Source organism: Thiopseudomonas denitrificans, from assembly GCF_002866065.1.
GTDB lineage: Bacteria > Pseudomonadota > Gammaproteobacteria > Pseudomonadales > Pseudomonadaceae > Thiopseudomonas > Thiopseudomonas denitrificans.
On the sequence record NZ_LNJZ01000009.1, the window covers coordinates 625832 to 641657 of the forward strand.

The window sequence follows — 15826 nt, forward strand, 5'->3', positions numbered from 1 at the left end:
ACTCCTTACAGGCTTTGCCATGGCAGCTTGCCGGCGGTTAATATGTGCGACTGCAGGCCAGAGTCATCCAGGTTTCTGTCCAGCTGTGGCCTGCGTGTCCACCCTGGAGCATGACATGTACTTTCCACCCCTGTTTTCGGCGCTCCGGCAAAGTTTTGCCGCCGGCTACAATATGTCCGCATTGCGTGGCGACATCAGTGCCGGCATCACCATCGGCATCATTGCCATCCCTTTGGCCATGGCCCTGGCCATCGCGGTTGGTGCAGCACCGCAGCATGGCCTGTACACCACCCTGGTAGCAGGCTCGCTGATTGCCCTGACCGGCGGCTCCCGCTTCAACGTGTCCGGCCCGACGGCAGCTTTTGTGGTCATCCTGCTGCCCATTACGCAGAATTTTGGTCTGGGCGGGCTTCTATTATGTACCCTGATGGCCGGAGTCATTCTGATTGCCATGGGTATTTTGCGTGCCGGCGCACTGTTGCAGTACATTCCCTATCCGGTTGTTCTGGGCTTTACCGCCGGTATCGGCGTGGTGATTGCCACCCTGCAGATCCCTGATGTGCTGGGACTGGGCGAGTTGGCCACTGCCAACAACTACGTCGAACGCATCCAGGGCATTGTCGCCGGCCTGCCCGGCATTCGTCCGGGCGACACTCTGGTCGGAGCCCTGACCCTGGGCACCCTGATCATCTGGCCGCGGTTTTTCCCAAAAATCCCCGGCCACCTAGTCGCGCTGATCCTGGGCTCCCTGGCCGGCTTTGTGCTGCTTCGTACCGGGGTCGATGTCGCCGTGCTTGGAGACCGTTTCAGCTATCAGGTGGATGGAGTCAGCCATCCCGGCATCCCGCCCTTTCTGCCGGACTTTGTCCTGCCCTGGAACCTGCCCGGCCCCGACGGCCAGCCGCTGGTGCTGAGCTTTGAGCTGTTTCGCCAGCTGCTGGCGCCGGCTTTCGCCATTGCCATGCTTGGTGCCATCGAGTCACTGCTGTGCGCGGTGATTGCCGACGGCATGGCCGGCACGCGCCACGACCCCAATGGCGAGCTGCTGGGCCAGGGCCTGGGCAATCTGGTCGCCCCCCTGTTTGGCGGCATCACCGCCACGGCTGCGATTGCCCGTAGTGCCGCAAACGTGCGTGCCGGTGCATTTTCCCCCATTGCCGCGATCATCCATGCCGGCGTAGTGCTGCTGGCCATTCTGGTGCTGGCCCCGATCTTCAGTCACCTGCCGATGGCCGCGCTGGCTGCCATGCTGCTAGTTGTCGCCTGGAACATGAGCGAGCCCAAGCATGTCTGGCACACTCTGCGCATCGCACCGCGCAACGATGTGCTGGTACTGCTGACCTGCCTGATCCTTACCGTGCTGTTCGACATGGTGCTGGCCGTGGGCGTCGGCCTGCTGCTCGCCGCCGGCCTGTTCATCAAGAGCATGAGCGACTGGACCGATACCGCCAGCATCGACCGCAAGCAGTTCAGCGAATTGCAGGACCTGCCGGACTCGGTCGCCCTGTACGCGATCAGCGGCCCGTTGTTCTTTGCCGCCGCCGAAAAGGCCCTGAGCACCCTGCGTCGCTTCACGCCCGGCCTGCAACTGGTCATCATCGACATGCGGGCTGTTCCGATGCTTGACATGACCGCACTGGCTGCACTGGTCAGCGTTGTCGGGGATTACCACAAACAGGGTATCGGCATCATCTTCATGGGTGCGTCCCCCAGGGTGCGACGCAAAATGCGCCGCGTCGGAATACACGTGGAAAAAAACATGCTGGCCAACGTACAAAGCCCGGGCCAGGCCCGCGAGCGCGCACTGGGCTGGCTCCGCGCCAGAGGCGTGTTCCCCGTAACAGAACAGGGGGAGCAGCTGCCACCCGGCGAAACCGGGGCTACGGAACACACCCCACCCCAATCACAGGACGAACAGGAATCGCAGCAGCAATGAACCGTCACAACTCACGCCCCATCGTCATGTGCCTGTCCGGCCACGACCCCATCGGTGGTGCCGGCCTGCAGGCCGACATCGAGGCCATTGCCGCACAGCAATGCCACGCGGCTCCTGCCATCACCGCGCTGACCATTCAGGACACGGTCAATGTCAGCGACTTTCGCGTGCTCGATCATGACTGGATCGTGGCCCAGGCCCGTACCATTCTTAACGACGTCCCGGTAGCCGCGATCAAGCTCGGCATGCTGGGCTCCAGCGCCATGGTACGCACCGCCTGCGAAGTCATTCACATGACGCCCGACACCCCGGTAGTCTGCGACCCGGTGCTGCGCGCCGAGGGCGGCGGCTCGCTGGGCGAAGATGATGTCGGCTATGTCTTACGTGAAGAACTGTTGCCACTGGCATTTGTCGTCACCCCGAACCTGCCGGAAGCGCGCATCATGGCCGAGCTGCCCGAGGGTACCGCCGATGAGTGCGCCGACGTATTGCTCAAGCATTGCAGGAATCTGCTGATCACCGGTGGGCACGGCCCGGAGAACGAGCTGCACAATCGTCTGTACCTGGCCGATGGCAGTCGCCATACCATCATCCAGCAACGTCTGCCAGGCAAGTATCACGGTTCCGGCTGCACCCTGGCCAGCGCCCTGGCCGGACGCCTGGCTCTGGGCGAAGAGTTGGGCAGCGCAGTACGCAGCGCCCTGGATTACACCTGGCGCACGCTACGTGACGCAGAAACACCCGGCCGTGGCCAGTACATTCCGCGCCGTTTTCCGATACGCTGAGCACTCGCTCAGCTGTGAAGGTTTCTGCGATCTTGCCGCGGAAACCTTTCCTCGCCCAACCAGTTGCCGGCACTGTTTCTCTCCTTGTTCCCCCACACTTTGCTGTCGCAAACCGTTCCGGCTGCGACAATCCGCCCCGTTACCGAAACCCGCTACCGGTCTAGCATGCAGCTATACCCATATCTTTAGCGAGGCACACAGCATGCAACGTAGAACTTTGCTCAAGACCGCCGGCTTGGCAATCGGCAGCGCGGCCACCCTGGGCATCTCCGGCAACCTTCTGGCCAGCCAGCAAACCACCGGCACTGCAGACCCTACACCACTGGAAAACGAGCTGGAAAAATACCCGCGCTGCGTCATCTGTAACATGGACCGGCGCAAGTTCCATCACTCGCGCCACCTCCTGCATTACGCCGACCAGCATGCCCAGGGCACCTGCTCGATCAACTGCGCCAGCGAGGCCATGCTGCGTGAGCGCAAACGCGGTTTCAGCACCATCTATGCCGCCGACCACGGCAGCAGCAGCGACCCCAAGCCGCTGGTTGAAGCATCCAGCGCCACCTACCTGATCGGCTCCTCCCTGAAAGGCGTGATGACGCAAGTCAGCAAGCATTCCTTCGCCAGCCGCAGCGACGCCGAGGCCGAAATGGCCCGCTCCGGCGGTCAGCTGGCCTCCTTCGAACAGGCGGTCAGTTCGTCACTGGAAGACTACAGCCGCATGCTCGGCCAGCAGTACGCTCGCGACCGCCAAAGCTGACCGCCAAGCGTCCAGCCTTTGCCGCAAGCGGCACAGCCTGTAGCATGTCCTGCTTAACCCACATGACAAATGCCGGACGCGACAGCGTCCGGCCCCAAAACGGAAAGCACCACATGCACGCACCCAGTCTGCACGGCCTCTATGCCATCACCGACAGCACACTGCTGGACAACGGCCGCCTGCTGCCCTTTTGCGAAGCGGCGCTGCGCGGCGGCGTGCGCATCCTGCAATACCGTGACAAGAGCGGTGATGCAGAAAAACGCCTGCGTGAAGCCGGCGAGCTGCACAGCCTCTGCGCAAAACATGGCGCCCGCCTGATCATCAATGACGATCTGCCCCTGGCCGAACGACTTGGCTGCGACCTGCACCTTGGCCAGGAGGACGGCAGTCTCGCCGAGGCCCGTCAGCGGCTGGGCCAGCAGGCCATCATCGGCGCCACCTGTCATCACCAGTTGCAGCTGGCCCGGCAAGCCGTGGAGCAAGGTGCCAGCTATATCGCCTTTGGCCGCTTTTACGCCTCACAGACCAAGCCCGGCGAAGTGCTGGCCGACACCAGCCTGCTGCAACAGGCGCGGGAACTCGGCAAGCCGGTGGTTGCCATCGGCGGCATCACCCTTGATAACGCAGCGCCCTTGATTGCCGCCGGAGCTGATATGATAGCCGTCATTCATGCGCTGTTTGCCGCTCCCTCGCCCGCCGAAGTGGAGCGTCGCGCCAATGCCTTTACCCAGTTGTTTTCTTGATTTCAGGAGCCATTCATGTCCCGTTCCGCCACCCTTTTCGAAAACGCCCAGCAACACATTCCCGGCGGCGTCAACTCGCCGGTGCGCGCCTTTGCCGGCGTCGGCGGCACGCCGCTGTTCTTCAAGCACGCCGAAGGCGCTTATGTAGTGGACGAGGACGACAAGCGCTATGTGGACTACATCGGCTCCTGGGGTCCGATGATTCTGGGCCACGGCCACCCTGAAGTGCTGGATGCCGTACGCAACCAGCTGCAGCACGGCCTGTCCTACGGCGCGCCGACCGCACTGGAAGTGGAAATGGCCGACCTGGTCAGCCAGCTGGTGCCCTCCATGGAAATGCTGCGCATGGTCAGCTCCGGTACCGAAGCCACCATGAGCGCCATCCGTCTGGCGCGTGGCTACACCGGCCGCGACAGCATCATCAAGTTCGAGGGCTGCTACCACGGCCACTCCGACAGCCTGCTGGTCAAGGCCGGCTCCGGCGCACTGACCCTGGGCGTACCCAGCTCGCCTGGCGTACCCGCAGCCTTTGCCCAGCACACACTGACCCTGCCTTATAACGATCTGGCAGCGATCGAGCAGTGCCTGAAAGAAAAAGGCGAGGAAATCGCCTGCATCATCATCGAGCCGGTCGCCGGCAACATGAACTGCATTCCACCGCAGGAAGGTTTCCATCAGGGCCTGCGCAAGCTGTGTGACGAACACGGCGTGGTGCTGATCTTTGACGAAGTGATGACCGGTTTCCGTGTCTCCCTTGGCGGTGCCCAAGGCCACTACGGCATCACCCCGGACCTGTCGACCTTCGGCAAGGTGATCGGTGGCGGCATGCCGGTTGGCTGCTTCGGCGGCAAGAAGGAAATCATGTCGCACATCGCGCCGCTTGGCCCCGTGTATCAGGCCGGCACATTGTCCGGCAACCCGCTGGCCATGGCCGCCGGTCTCGCCACCCTGAAACTGGTCAGCCAGCCGGGCTTCCATGACAAGCTGGACAGCTATGCCAAGCGCCTGCTGGCCGGCCTGCAGGAGCGCGCCGATGCTGCCGGCATTCCCTTCACCACCACCCAGGTGGGCGGCATGTTCGGCCTGTTCTTCACCGACAACAAGGACATTCGCAACTTCGAGGATGCGGTGGCCTGCGACGTGGAGCGCTTCAAGAAGTTCTTCCACCTGATGCTCGATGGCGGTGTCTACCTGGCACCAAGCGCCTTCGAGGCCGGCTTCGTCTCTGCCGCCATGGGCGAAACCGAGCTACAGATCACCCTGGACGCCGCGGAAAAGGCATTCAAGGCACTGGCCTGATGCCGGATACCGGGTGTGCCGGATAGCGCACACCCGGTTTTCTTTTCAGCCCCCCCATGATGTGCGAATGAATTCGCACCTACGGTAGGTCCGAGTTTATTCGGACAAAGTCGCTGCCTATCTGAAAAGGGCTTGAACCGTTCCCTCCCATTCCTTGCCTGCCACCGGCAAAGCTGCCTTAATTGCCCGATATTTTTCTGAAGCTTCTGAAAACAGCCGGCTATCCCATCAGCCCGCCATCGGCTTGCTGCATGCCATGGTTGCGTCCTGCATCGCCAATCTGCCATCACTCTCCTCCTCAGAGCTTCCGACGTCTCATCGGAGTGCCCATGAATACCACAACTTTGCCCGCCCCATTGTCGAACTGCCCTACACCGACTGGCAGTTTGCCGCGCCAGACAACAGCGACCTGACCGACCGGCTGGAACGGGGCCAGGTACTCTGCTTTCCGCAACTGGCCTTCACATTGAGCGAACAGGAGCAGGCCCTGCTGGGCCCGGAACTGGTCGGCCCCAAGCGCAAGAACATCAGCTTCAATATCGACAGGGACCGCATCAACGGCGTGGCCGACCCGACCAACGAAGCGGCAGTCCGCGCCCTGCTGAAACGTTATTACCAGCACACCAGAAATTTGGTGGAAACCCTGCTGCCCGAAAACAGGGGCAAGCTGCTGGAGCCGGTCAACAGCCTGCGCGTACATGAAATCAGCCAGTGGCAGGGCAAAAGTTCATGGCGCAAGGACGACATCCGCCTGCACGTGGATGCCTTTCCCTCGCGTCCCATCCATGGCCAGCGCATCATCCGCGTATTCCACAACATCAACCCGCATGGCACGCTCCGCGTATGGCGGGTTGGCGAGCCGTTCGAGCGGCTGGCCGAGCGGCTGCTGCCGCGCATCAAGCCCTACTCAAGCCTCTCCAGCAGCCTGCAGGCCGCGCTGAAAATCACCAAGAGCAAACGCAGCCACTATGATCACCTGATACTGGGTCTGCACGATGCAATGAAGGCCGACACCGACTATCAGGCCAACGGACAGCAATGGCAGCTGGACTTCCACCCTGGCACCACCTGGATGGCGTTTTCCGACCAGACTCCGCACGCGGCCATGAGCGGCCAGTACATGCTGGAACAGACCTTTCTGCTCGATGTGGCCAGCCAGAAAAACTCCGAACTGTCTCCCCTGCGTGTGCTGGAGCGTCTCACAGGACGGGCCCTGCTCTGAGGCAGAGACCCTGACGCAAGCTTGATATGTGGATGACGACACAAAGTAAACGAGGCCAGCCTGCATCTGGCAAAACTTGCATTTTTGCGCTAAAAATCTAACCATTACACAACTTTTAGCCGTGGAAGCCCTGCATGTTGAAGTTTTTGCCTGCCCCTCTGCGCGGTGTCATTTCCGCCCTCATTCTGGCCCTTAGCACCCTGTTCTGGTGCTGGCCACTGTTTACCCTGGCTCTGCTCAAGTTCTTGCTGCCTTTCACGGCAGCGCAGCGGGCCCTGCGTTTCGGCATGCACTGGATTGCCGAGAGCTGGATCAGCATCAACTCGTTCTGGATGGATCTGGCACAGGATATCGAGTGGGATGTGCAGGGGCTGGAGGCACTCGACAAGAGACATTCCTGGCTGGTCACCAGCAACCATCAGAGCTGGGTCGATATTCTGGCGTTGCAATACCAGTTCAACCATCGCCTGCCACTGCTCAAATTCTTCCTCAAGCAGGAACTGATCTGGGTACCGGTGATCGGCCTGTGCTGGTGGGCACTGGAGTTTCCCTTCATGAAGCGCTACAGCCGGCAATATCTGGAAAAACATCCGGAAAAGCGCGGCCAGGACCTGGCCACCACGCGCAAAGCCTGCGAGCGCTACAAAACCAATCCGGTAGCGGTATTCAACTTCCTGGAAGGCACCCGCTTCACCCCGGCCAAGCATGACCAGCAACAGTCACCCTATCGCCACCTGCTCAAACCCAGGGCTGGCGGCATTGCCTATGTGCTGGACGCCATGGGCGAGCAGCTGCAGCAGCTGGTCAATGTCACCCTGCTCTATCCACAGGGCATTCCGACCCTGTGGAGCCTGATGTGCGGCAAAGTCAGGCAGGTCACCATGCATGTGGACATCCTGCCCATCCCGCGCGAATTCGTTGGCCGGGACTACAGCAACGACGAAGCTTATCGCAGTGATTTCCAGGCATGGATCAACGAGCTGTGGCAGCAAAAAGATCTGCAACTGGACAAGCTATGCACGCAATACCAGCAGCGCCAGCCCGCCTGAACACCAGATAACATCCGCGTCGCCCTCCCGGCTCTAATCCTTAGCCGCAATGCGCACCCGGTACTTTGCCGCTATAATGTCGCGCACATTTACCGTGTCCCGAGCCGAGGAGCATTTCATGGCCGTAATAAAGCAAGACGACGTTATCCAAAGCGTTGCTGACGCCCTGCAATACATTTCCTACTACCACCCGCTGGACTTCATCCAGGCCATGCACCAGGCCTATGAAAAAGAACAGTCCCCAGCCGCCAAGGATGCCATGGCGCAAATCCTGATCAACTCGCGCATGAGTGCCACCGGCCACCGTCCGCTGTGCCAGGACACCGGTATCGTCACCGTATTCGCCCGTGTCGGCATGAATGTGCAGTGGGACGGCGACATGAGCCTGGACGACATGATCAACGAAGGCGTACGCCGCGCCTACCTGCACCCGGACAACAAGCTGCGTGCTTCCGTGCTGGCCGACCCGGCCGGCGCGCGCAAGAACACCAAGGACAACACCCCGGCCGTGATCCACTACAGCATCGTGCCCGGCGACACGCTGGAAATCGAGGTTGCCGCCAAGGGTGGCGGCTCCGAGAACAAGACCATGATGGCGATGCTCAACCCCTCCGACTCCATCGTCGACTGGGTACTGAGCGTGGTGCCAAAAATGGGCGCCGGCTGGTGCCCGCCCGGCATGCTTGGCATCGGTATCGGTGGTACCGCCGAGAAGTCCGCCGTGCTGGCCAAGGAATCCCTGATGGATCCGATCGACATCCACGAGCTGCGTGCCCGTGGCCCACAGAACCGCGTGGAAGAGCTGCGCCTGGAGATCTTCGACAAGGTCAACCAGCTCGGCATCGGCGCCCAGGGCCTGGGCGGCCTGACCACCGTGCTGGACATCAAGATCAAGGATTACCCGACCCACGCCGCGTCCCTGCCGGTGTGCATCATCCCCAACTGTGCCGCCACCCGTCACGCCCACTTCGTGCTGGACGGCTCCGGCCCGGCGGTGCTGGACCAGCCCAACCTGGACGCCTACCCCGACATCGTCTGGGAAGCCGGCCCCAGCGCACGCCGCGTCAACCTGGATACCATCACTCCGGAAGACGTGCAGGACTGGAAGCCGGGCGAAACCCTGCTGCTCAGCGGCAAGATGCTGACCGGCCGTGACGCCGCGCACAAGCGCATCACCGACATGCTGAACAAGGGCGAGGAGCTGCCGGTCGACCTGAAAGGCCGCTTCATCTACTACGTCGGCCCGGTCGATCCGGTCGGTAACGAAGTGGTTGGCCCGGCCGGCCCCACCACCGCTACCCGCATGGACAAGTTCACCCGCCAGGTGCTGGAGCAGACCGGCCTGCTCGGCATGATCGGCAAGTCCGAACGCGGCCCTATTGCCATCGAGGCGATCAAGGATAACAAAGCCGTCTATCTGATGGCCGTTGGCGGTGCCGCCTATCTGGTGTCCCAGGCCATCAAGCAGTCCCGCACCGTGGCCTTCGCCGACCTGGGCATGGAAGCCATCTACGAGTTCGACGTGAAGGACATGCCGGTAACCGTGGCAGTCGATACCAAGGGCGAGTCGGTGCACATCACCGGCCCGCAGGTGTGGAAGGCCAAGATCGCCGACATGATCGCCAGCGACAGCGAAGACTGACCACAACGCCTGCCACTGCAAATAAAACGAACCCCGCACTTGGCGGGGTTCGTTTTTATGATCAGTCAGCGCAGCGGCGTCAGCGGCTGCAGACGGTACTGCTGAGGCACCTGATCTATGCCCTTGATGGTGACATCAAGGTTTTTCCACAGCCCGTCCTTGATGCCGTAGATGCAGCCATAGATCGACAGCTTCTGGCCCCGGTGCCAGGCATTTTGCACGATGGCGGTATGGCTGACATTGCCAACCTGCTCGATCACGTTCAGCTCGCACAGGCGATCCACCCGCTCTTCCTCGGTCGGCAGCAGCGACAGCTCGTCATAATGCTTGAAATACAGGTCGCGGATGGTGCGAATCCAGGCATCAGTGATACCAACTTGCTTGTCGCTCATCGCCGCCTTGACGCCACCACAACCATAGTGGCCGGTGACCAGGATATGCTTGACCTTGAGCACATCAACCGCGTACTGCACCGATGACAGGCAATTCAGGTCAGTGTGCAACACCACATTGCCGACATTGCGGTGCACGAACAGGTCACCCGGCAACATGCCGACAATCTCGTTGGCCGGCACCCGCGCATCCGAGCAACCAATCCACAAGTATTCCGGCTCCTGCTGCTTGGCCAGTTTTTCAAAAAACTCCGGATCTTCTTCCTTGATCGATTTAGCCCACTGGGCATTATTCTCAAATAGCTGGTGTAATTCAGGCATGGGTATCTCTGTCCTGTTTGAGTTGCAAATACATTGGTGTGACCACATCCATCTGTGACGGGTCACACAAATTCTGGTGGCCAGTCGGCAGCCAGGGTACAGACCATGACCAGCGCATCCTCGTGTCCTGCAGCGGTCGGGTAGTAATTGCGCCGCCGGTCAATTTCATTGAAGCCATGCCGTTCATATAAAGCGTACGCGGCACCATTGGATTCACGCACTTCCAGAAAACAGCTGCGGCATTCCCGCCTGCGGGCCTCGTCCAGGGCAAGCTCGAGTAAACGGCTGCCCAGCCCCCGCCCCTGCTGCTCAACAGCAATCACGATATTCAGCAGGTGGGCCTCGTCGACAATGTACTGCATGACCACATGCCCCAGATGCCGGTCATTCTGCTCCAGCACATGACACTGATAGCTGCCCAGCGCATCTTCATATAGCCGGCGGGACCACGGATGGCTGAACGCCTGCCGCTCGATGCTCACTACCGCATCCAGGTCGTCCGCCGTCATCGGCCTGAACAGGAGAGTCTCAGGCATGGCCGCTCCAGTGCGCCATCAGTTTTTGCATGTGCTGCCATAGCAAGGGCTTGAGCGAACGTTCCTGCATCAACTGCTCCAATGCGGGCAGGTTCCAGAAGCGGATGCCGGACTGGAATGCCGTCAGCGAAAACAGCTCGGCATCTGCGTCTTCCTGATTGGCAAACGCCATCGCTCGCGGGCCCAGCAACCAGACAAAGCCGACCGGAGCACGACTGCACTCGAATTCCAGCAGATCACGCACACAGGCCCGGGCCGCAGCTGCATCCTGGCTACCGGCCAGCTGGCCGGCCGTCAGCAGCGGCCAGCGGATCGGTTCGCCCTGCCGCAAGGGCTGCAAGTCAACCGGCAGGCCGGCGGCCCGCACGATATCCCGCAGCAACTGGAAATCCGGATCGCTGGACTGAAATGCCTCGCCCAGTGGCAGGTCGGCCAGCAGCAGGCAAGGGCCACTGCGCAACAACTGCAGACTGAAACGGGGAATCCTGACCGGCTCTGCGACTGGCGCTACAGGCACCGCCACAGCAGCAGCTTCAGCCCTGGCGGTAGCCGGCGCAGCCACCGGCTTGTCGCCTGCCTCCAGCGACTGGCGCACCTGCTGCAAGGAAGCTTGGACATTGCCAGCGCTAGCCGGCGCAACCGTCTGCTGCCCGCCTGTTGCCGGTACTGGCCGCTCCGGCTGCCGATCCCGGACAGTCGTGCCTTGAGGTGTTATCACCGGCCCGGGCAGCTGCCAGTCAAGCAACAACGGGCTCGATGCAGGAGCGTACGGCAAAGACTGGCGTGGCAACCAGACCTCCAGGCCCATCACCCGCAGCATCGCCTGACGGCGAACCTCCTGTTCCTGCACGGCCTGCTCCATCGATCAGATGCCGCCCACTTGCGGGTGAGCGCGGGCAACACCGCACTGCATCAGGTTCAGCGCATGCAGATAGGCCTTGACGGAAGCCACCACGATGTCGGTGTCGGCACCATTGCCGTTGACGATACGGCCGGCACGCTCCAGACGCACAGTCACCTCGCCCTGGGAGTCGGTACCCTGGGTGATGGCGTTGACCGAGTACAGCTGCAGGGTGGAGCCGGACTGGGCAACGGATTCGATGGCCTTGAAGGCGGCATCGACCGGTCCGGAGCCCTGTTCGCTGGCACGCACTTCCTCGCCATCCACCAACAGTACCAGTTCGGCCTGTGGCACTTCACCGGTCTTGCTCGCCACTTCCAGGCTGACCAGTTTGTAATGCTCGGTGACTTCCTCGTTCTGGGTGTCGGTCACCAGCGCCTGCAGGTCTTCATCGAAGATCTCGTGCTTCTTGTCGGCCAGATCCTTGAAACGGGCAAAGGCGGCATTCAGCTCGCTCTCGCTGGCCAGCTCGATGCCCAGCTCCTGCAGGCGGCTGCGGAAGGCGTTGCGACCGGAGTGCTTGCCCAGCACCATCTTGTTGGCGTTCCAGCCCACCGATTCGGCAGACATGATCTCGTAGGTTTCGCGATGCTTGAGCACGCCGTCCTGGTGAATGCCGGACTCGTGGGCAAAGGCGTTGGCACCGACGATCGCCTTGTTCGGCTGCACCGGGAAGCCGGTGATACCGGACACCATGCGCGAAGTGCTGAGAATCTGGGTGGTATCGATGCGGGTGTGCACCTTGAGCAGATCCTCGCGGGTCCTGATCGCCATGACGATCTCTTCCAGCGCGGCGTTACCGGCACGCTCGCCCAGCCCGTTGATGGTGCACTCCACCTGACGCGCTCCGGCCACCACCGCCGCCAGCGAGTTGGCCACGGCCAGGCCGAGGTCGTTGTGGCAATGCACAGAGAAAATCGCCTTGTCGGAGTTGGGCACGCGCTCGATCAGCTGGCGGATCAGCTCGGCATACTGGTGCGGAATGGCGTAGCCGACGGTGTCGGGGATGTTGATGGTGCGGGCACCGGCATCAATCGCCGCTTCGACGATACGGCAGAGGAAGTCCAGCTCGCTGCGGCCGGCATCCTCACAGGAAAACTCGACATCGTCGCACAGGTTGCGGGCTTTTTTCACCGCCCGCACCGCCTGCTCCACCACCTGGTCCGGCTGCATGCGCAGCTTGTATTCCATGTGGATCGGACTGGTGGCGATGAAGGTATGGATACGACCGGAGTTGGCACCGGCCAGCGCTTCACCGGCACGCTCGATGTCGGCATCCAGCGCACGCGACAGGCTGCAGATGGTGCTGTCCTTGATGGTATCGGCAATGGTCTTGACCGCATCGAAGTCGCCCGGGCTGGCAATGGCAAAACCGGCCTCGATCACGTCAACCTTCATGCGCTCCAGCGCCTTGGCGATGCGCAGTTTTTCATCCTTGGTCATGGATGCGCCAGGGCTCTGCTCACCATCACGCAAGGTGGTATCAAAAATGATGACACGATCGTTGCTGCTCATCAGAGTTCTCCTCGGTCAGGCCGGAATAGTCTTGTTGTGAATGCGGGCAAATATAGCACAGCAGCCAGCCGAGGCCACGCACGCCTTTTGTCGGCAATGGCCTGTTCAGACTGCTGACAGATGTGCTTTGTGTACCTATTCTTGCCGATAATCGCGGCGAAACAACTCCCACTCGTCAATGGCACTGCCGTCAGGCAGATGACACAGCCCCCGGTCGCCCTGCTGGTTGCGAATGATTTCCAGCCGTCCACCCAGTTCCACACAGTAGACAGAGGCCGGGTTGGCCAGTTTTACGGTCGGCGGAGGTGCAATGCCGCTGTCATGACTGCTGCAACCGCTGATCAGCAACAGGGGCAATGCAGCGGCGACGATAGTGCCGCTTTTGGCAAAACAGATTTTCATGGTTTCTTCCTGTGTAGTTATTTTACGGTGACCAGTGGCAACGGGCAGTTAGTGCGATGGCTCAAGAAAACCCGAAATCAGCAACAGCAAACGTTCCAGCGCACCCTGATTGGCCTTGAGCACCTGCTGCCCGGCGTCCTGCATGGCCTGACAGGCACCCTTGTCAGTCCACAAGCGGGCCACCGCCGTGGCAATCTCGCGATCGCTCTTCACTTCACGCAGGGCATTGGCCTCACGCATCTGGCGGGCGATCTCCAGAAAATTGAACACATGCGGCCCCGACAGCACCGGCTTGCCCAGTGCGACCGGCTCGAGCAGATTATGACCGCCATGGGGCACCAGACTGCCGCCCACCAGCGCTACATCTGCCAGCGCATACAGCAGCAGCATCTCGCCCATGGTATCGCCCAGCAGCACCCTGGTAGCGGGCGTCACCGCCTCGCCGGAGGAGCGGCGCACCACATCGAGCTGCTGCGCCAGACACAGGCGATGGGCAACATCAAACCGCTCGGGATGACGTGGCACCAGAATCAGCAGAGCCTTGGGGAAACCCTGCAGCAGCTGCTTGTGCGCTTCCAGCACCAGCAGATCCTCGCCTTCGTGGGTGCTGCCGGCAATCCACACCTGGCGGCTGTCCAGCTGCCACTGCTCACGCAATGCCTGCGCCTGCTGCAACAGCTCCGGCTTGATCTGCAGATCAAACTTGATCGAACCGGTCACCTGCACTGCCTCCGGTCGCGCACCCAGTTCAAGAAAACGCTGCGCCTCGGCCTGCGTCTGCACCGCGATGCCGGACAGCTGCGCCAGCATGGGCCCGACCAGTTTCGGGAAACGCGCATAGCCGCGTGCCGAACGTTCTGACAGCCGCGCATTGGCCAGTACCACCGGAATACCCATGCACGCGCACTGGTCAATGTGATTGGGCCACAGTTCGGTCTCCATCACGATGCCCACCGCCGGCTTCAGGGCAGTCAGAAACTTGCGCGCACGGCACGGCAGATCATAAGGCAGATAACAGTGCTGTACGCTGTCACCGAACATCGAACGGATGCGTTCGGAGCCGGTCGGCGTCATGCACGTGATGGTGATCGGCAGATCCGGATAGCGCTGCTGCAACGCCCGCACCACGGGAGCGGCGGCGATGCTTTCGCCCACCGACACCGCATGCAGCCAGATACCGCCCTGGCGAAACTGCGGCAGGTCCAGCGCAAAGCGCTCACCGATACGCTGGCGATAGGCCGGCGCCTTGCGCCCACGCCACCAAAGGCGCAACGCAATCAGGGGCAGGCCAAGATAAAACAGCAGACTGTACAGGGATCTATTCATCGCCGCATTTTAGGTGGGGGCAAGGTGGCTGTCCATGTGTTAAGGCTTGTGTGTCGCATGCGCGACGGGCAAGGTACTCCACCCCACCGGGTTACAGGCCAGTCTGCCGAGCTTTTCCGGTACCGATCAGCTCGTTCGAGAAGCACAGCCCGATCACGATCAACACGGCACCGGCATACAGGCTATCGCGTGGCACCTCATTGAGCACCACAAACGCCAGTACGGCGGCAAACAGGGGTTCGGTCAGTTCCAGCGCCTGCACCTGTGAGGGCTTGAGGTGCTCGATGGCCTTGGTCGTACAGAAAAAGCCGAGAATGGTCGGCAAAGTTGCCAGCGCCAGCAAGGCGGCGACTGCCAGCACTGTCAGTTCGCCCATGGCAAAGCCGTCTGCGGCAGCCGGCATCAACAGAAACAAACTGCCAAACAGCAACAGCTGACGGGTCAGGTACAGCCCGCCCGATACCCGCATCTTTTTCATCGCCACCGAAAAGACCCCGTAGCCGCAACCGGCCACCGCTGCCAGCATCACACCCTGCAAATTAAAACCCTGCTGCAGGTCGGCAGCGAAAATGACCACTATGCCGGCAATGGCAAAGCCTGCGCCCAGCAAGGCATTGGCGGTAATGGCATCGCCCAGAACCATCCGCCCCAGCAGCACAGCAGACAGCGCCGCACTGGCCATCAGCACCACCACTACACCCGCCGCTGCGTAATGCTGGTAAGCCGCCGTTTCAAAATGGAACAGCACAAAGATGCCCAGGAACGCACAAATCGCCGCCTGCCCCCAGCGGGCACGGCTGGCCGGTTGTTTGCGCAAAAACAGCAGCAACACAGACAACAGTACGCAGCCCAGCACCGTCTTGATCAACGCCACACTGCTGGCCGCATAACCGCTGCTCATCAGCACCTTGCTGATCACTCCGATGGTCGCATTCAGCGCCGCCGCTGACAGGGCAAATAGCGTTCCTTTGGCAAAAGCCGATGGCATAACCGGGCTCCT

The 15826-nt window shown here is 61.4% G+C and carries 15 protein-coding genes; 8 read left to right on the forward strand and 7 right to left on the reverse strand.

All coding sequences use genetic code 11. The features are described from left to right. Window positions 1-115: 115 nt before the first annotated feature. The 8 genes from dauA to AR306_RS12185 all read left to right on the forward strand — a co-directional run bounded on the left by dauA (window position 116) and on the right by AR306_RS12185 (window position 9433). Window positions 116-1936: a C4-dicarboxylic acid transporter DauA gene (gene dauA, locus AR306_RS12150; protein WP_101497807.1), complete on the forward strand. Its 1821-nt coding sequence runs from the start codon at window positions 116-118 to the stop codon at window positions 1934-1936. After that, complete coding sequence (locus tag AR306_RS12155; RefSeq protein ID WP_101497808.1) at window positions 1933-2721, forward strand: bifunctional hydroxymethylpyrimidine kinase/phosphomethylpyrimidine kinase; 789 nt, start codon at window positions 1933-1935, stop codon at window positions 2719-2721. The genes dauA and AR306_RS12155 overlap by 4 nt, the downstream gene beginning before the upstream one ends. A gap of 202 nt (window positions 2722-2923) precedes the next feature. Then, a complete protein-coding gene (locus tag AR306_RS12160) occupies window positions 2924-3478 on the forward strand; it encodes a nitrous oxide reductase accessory protein NosL (protein WP_101497809.1) in 555 nt (184 codons plus the stop codon). 113 nt (window positions 3479-3591) lie between these two features. Then, complete coding sequence (gene thiE, locus AR306_RS12165) at window positions 3592-4221, forward strand: thiamine phosphate synthase (protein ID WP_101497810.1); 630 nt, start codon at window positions 3592-3594, stop codon at window positions 4219-4221. Window positions 4222-4236: 15 nt separating this feature from the next. Beyond that, window positions 4237-5520, forward strand: a complete 1284-nt coding sequence (gene hemL / locus AR306_RS12170; protein ID WP_101497811.1) for a glutamate-1-semialdehyde 2,1-aminomutase — start codon at window positions 4237-4239, stop codon at window positions 5518-5520. Window positions 5521-5776: 256 nt separating this feature from the next. Continuing rightward, window positions 5777-6742: a Kdo hydroxylase family protein gene (locus AR306_RS12175; RefSeq protein ID WP_101498026.1), complete on the forward strand. Its 966-nt coding sequence runs from the start codon at window positions 5777-5779 to the stop codon at window positions 6740-6742. 134 nt (window positions 6743-6876) lie between these two features. Continuing rightward, complete coding sequence (locus AR306_RS12180) at window positions 6877-7791, forward strand: acyltransferase (RefSeq protein ID WP_101497812.1); 915 nt, start codon at window positions 6877-6879, stop codon at window positions 7789-7791. Between the two features lie 118 nt (window positions 7792-7909). Next, entirely contained in the window at window positions 7910-9433 is a 1524-nt protein-coding gene (locus AR306_RS12185) for a fumarate hydratase (protein WP_101497813.1), read from the forward strand. A 65-nt stretch (window positions 9434-9498) separates the two neighbouring features. On the opposite strand, the gene can is transcribed toward AR306_RS12185, so the two are convergent. The 7 genes from can to AR306_RS12220 form a co-directional block, all read right to left on the reverse strand. After that, window positions 9499-10146 (reverse strand): carbonate dehydratase, encoded by a 648-nt coding sequence (gene can, locus AR306_RS12190; protein WP_101497814.1) that lies wholly within the window; start codon window positions 10144-10146, stop codon window positions 9499-9501. Window positions 10147-10208: 62 nt separating this feature from the next. Then, window positions 10209-10682, reverse strand: coding sequence for a ribosomal protein S18-alanine N-acetyltransferase (gene rimI, locus AR306_RS12195; RefSeq protein ID WP_101497815.1), 474 nt, complete (start codon window positions 10680-10682; stop codon window positions 10209-10211). Next, entirely contained in the window at window positions 10675-11532 is an 858-nt protein-coding gene (locus AR306_RS12200; protein WP_133539628.1) for an energy transducer TonB, read from the reverse strand. The genes rimI and AR306_RS12200 overlap by 8 nt, the downstream gene beginning before the upstream one ends. Before the next feature lie 15 nt (window positions 11533-11547). Continuing rightward, entirely contained in the window at window positions 11548-13098 is a 1551-nt protein-coding gene (locus AR306_RS12205) for a 2-isopropylmalate synthase (protein WP_101497817.1), read from the reverse strand. Window positions 13099-13233: 135 nt separating this feature from the next. Further along, window positions 13234-13500 (reverse strand): putative hemolysin, encoded by a 267-nt coding sequence (locus AR306_RS12210; RefSeq protein WP_101497818.1) that lies wholly within the window; start codon window positions 13498-13500, stop codon window positions 13234-13236. A gap of 48 nt (window positions 13501-13548) precedes the next feature. Continuing rightward, window positions 13549-14826 carry a lipid IV(A) 3-deoxy-D-manno-octulosonic acid transferase gene (waaA, locus tag AR306_RS12215; RefSeq protein ID WP_101497819.1) on the reverse strand — a complete coding sequence of 426 codons (1278 nt, stop codon included), beginning with the start codon at window positions 14824-14826 and terminating at the stop codon, window positions 13549-13551. A 91-nt stretch (window positions 14827-14917) separates the two neighbouring features. After that, window positions 14918-15814, reverse strand: coding sequence for a DMT family transporter (locus tag AR306_RS12220; RefSeq protein WP_101497820.1), 897 nt, complete (start codon window positions 15812-15814; stop codon window positions 14918-14920). Window positions 15815-15826: the final 12 nt, after the last annotated feature.

Excerpts from the sequence above, each read along its gene's own strand:
- dauA (WP_101497807.1), top strand. The coding sequence starts at position 116 with ATGTACTTTCCACCCCTGTTTTCGGCGCTCCGGCAAAGTTTTGCCGCC.
- AR306_RS12155 (WP_101497808.1), top strand. The coding sequence starts at position 1,933 with ATGAACCGTCACAACTCACGCCCCATCGTCATGTGCCTGTCCGGCCAC.
- AR306_RS12160 (WP_101497809.1), top strand. The coding sequence starts at position 2,924 with ATGCAACGTAGAACTTTGCTCAAGACCGCCGGCTTGGCAATCGGCAGC.
- thiE (WP_101497810.1), top strand. The coding sequence starts at position 3,592 with ATGCACGCACCCAGTCTGCACGGCCTCTATGCCATCACCGACAGCACA.
- hemL (WP_101497811.1), top strand. The coding sequence starts at position 4,237 with ATGTCCCGTTCCGCCACCCTTTTCGAAAACGCCCAGCAACACATTCCC.
- AR306_RS12175 (WP_101498026.1), top strand. The coding sequence starts at position 5,777 with ATGGTTGCGTCCTGCATCGCCAATCTGCCATCACTCTCCTCCTCAGAG.
- AR306_RS12180 (WP_101497812.1), top strand. The coding sequence starts at position 6,877 with ATGTTGAAGTTTTTGCCTGCCCCTCTGCGCGGTGTCATTTCCGCCCTC.
- AR306_RS12185 (WP_101497813.1), top strand. The coding sequence starts at position 7,910 with ATGGCCGTAATAAAGCAAGACGACGTTATCCAAAGCGTTGCTGACGCC.
- can (WP_101497814.1), bottom strand. The coding sequence starts at position 10,146 with ATGCCTGAATTACACCAGCTATTTGAGAATAATGCCCAGTGGGCTAAA.
- rimI (WP_101497815.1), bottom strand. The coding sequence starts at position 10,682 with ATGCCTGAGACTCTCCTGTTCAGGCCGATGACGGCGGACGACCTGGAT.
- AR306_RS12205 (WP_101497817.1), bottom strand. The coding sequence starts at position 13,098 with ATGAGCAGCAACGATCGTGTCATCATTTTTGATACCACCTTGCGTGAT.
- AR306_RS12210 (WP_101497818.1), bottom strand. The coding sequence starts at position 13,500 with ATGAAAATCTGTTTTGCCAAAAGCGGCACTATCGTCGCCGCTGCATTG.
- waaA (WP_101497819.1), bottom strand. The coding sequence starts at position 14,826 with ATGAATAGATCCCTGTACAGTCTGCTGTTTTATCTTGGCCTGCCCCTG.
- AR306_RS12220 (WP_101497820.1), bottom strand. The coding sequence starts at position 15,814 with ATGCCATCGGCTTTTGCCAAAGGAACGCTATTTGCCCTGTCAGCGGCG.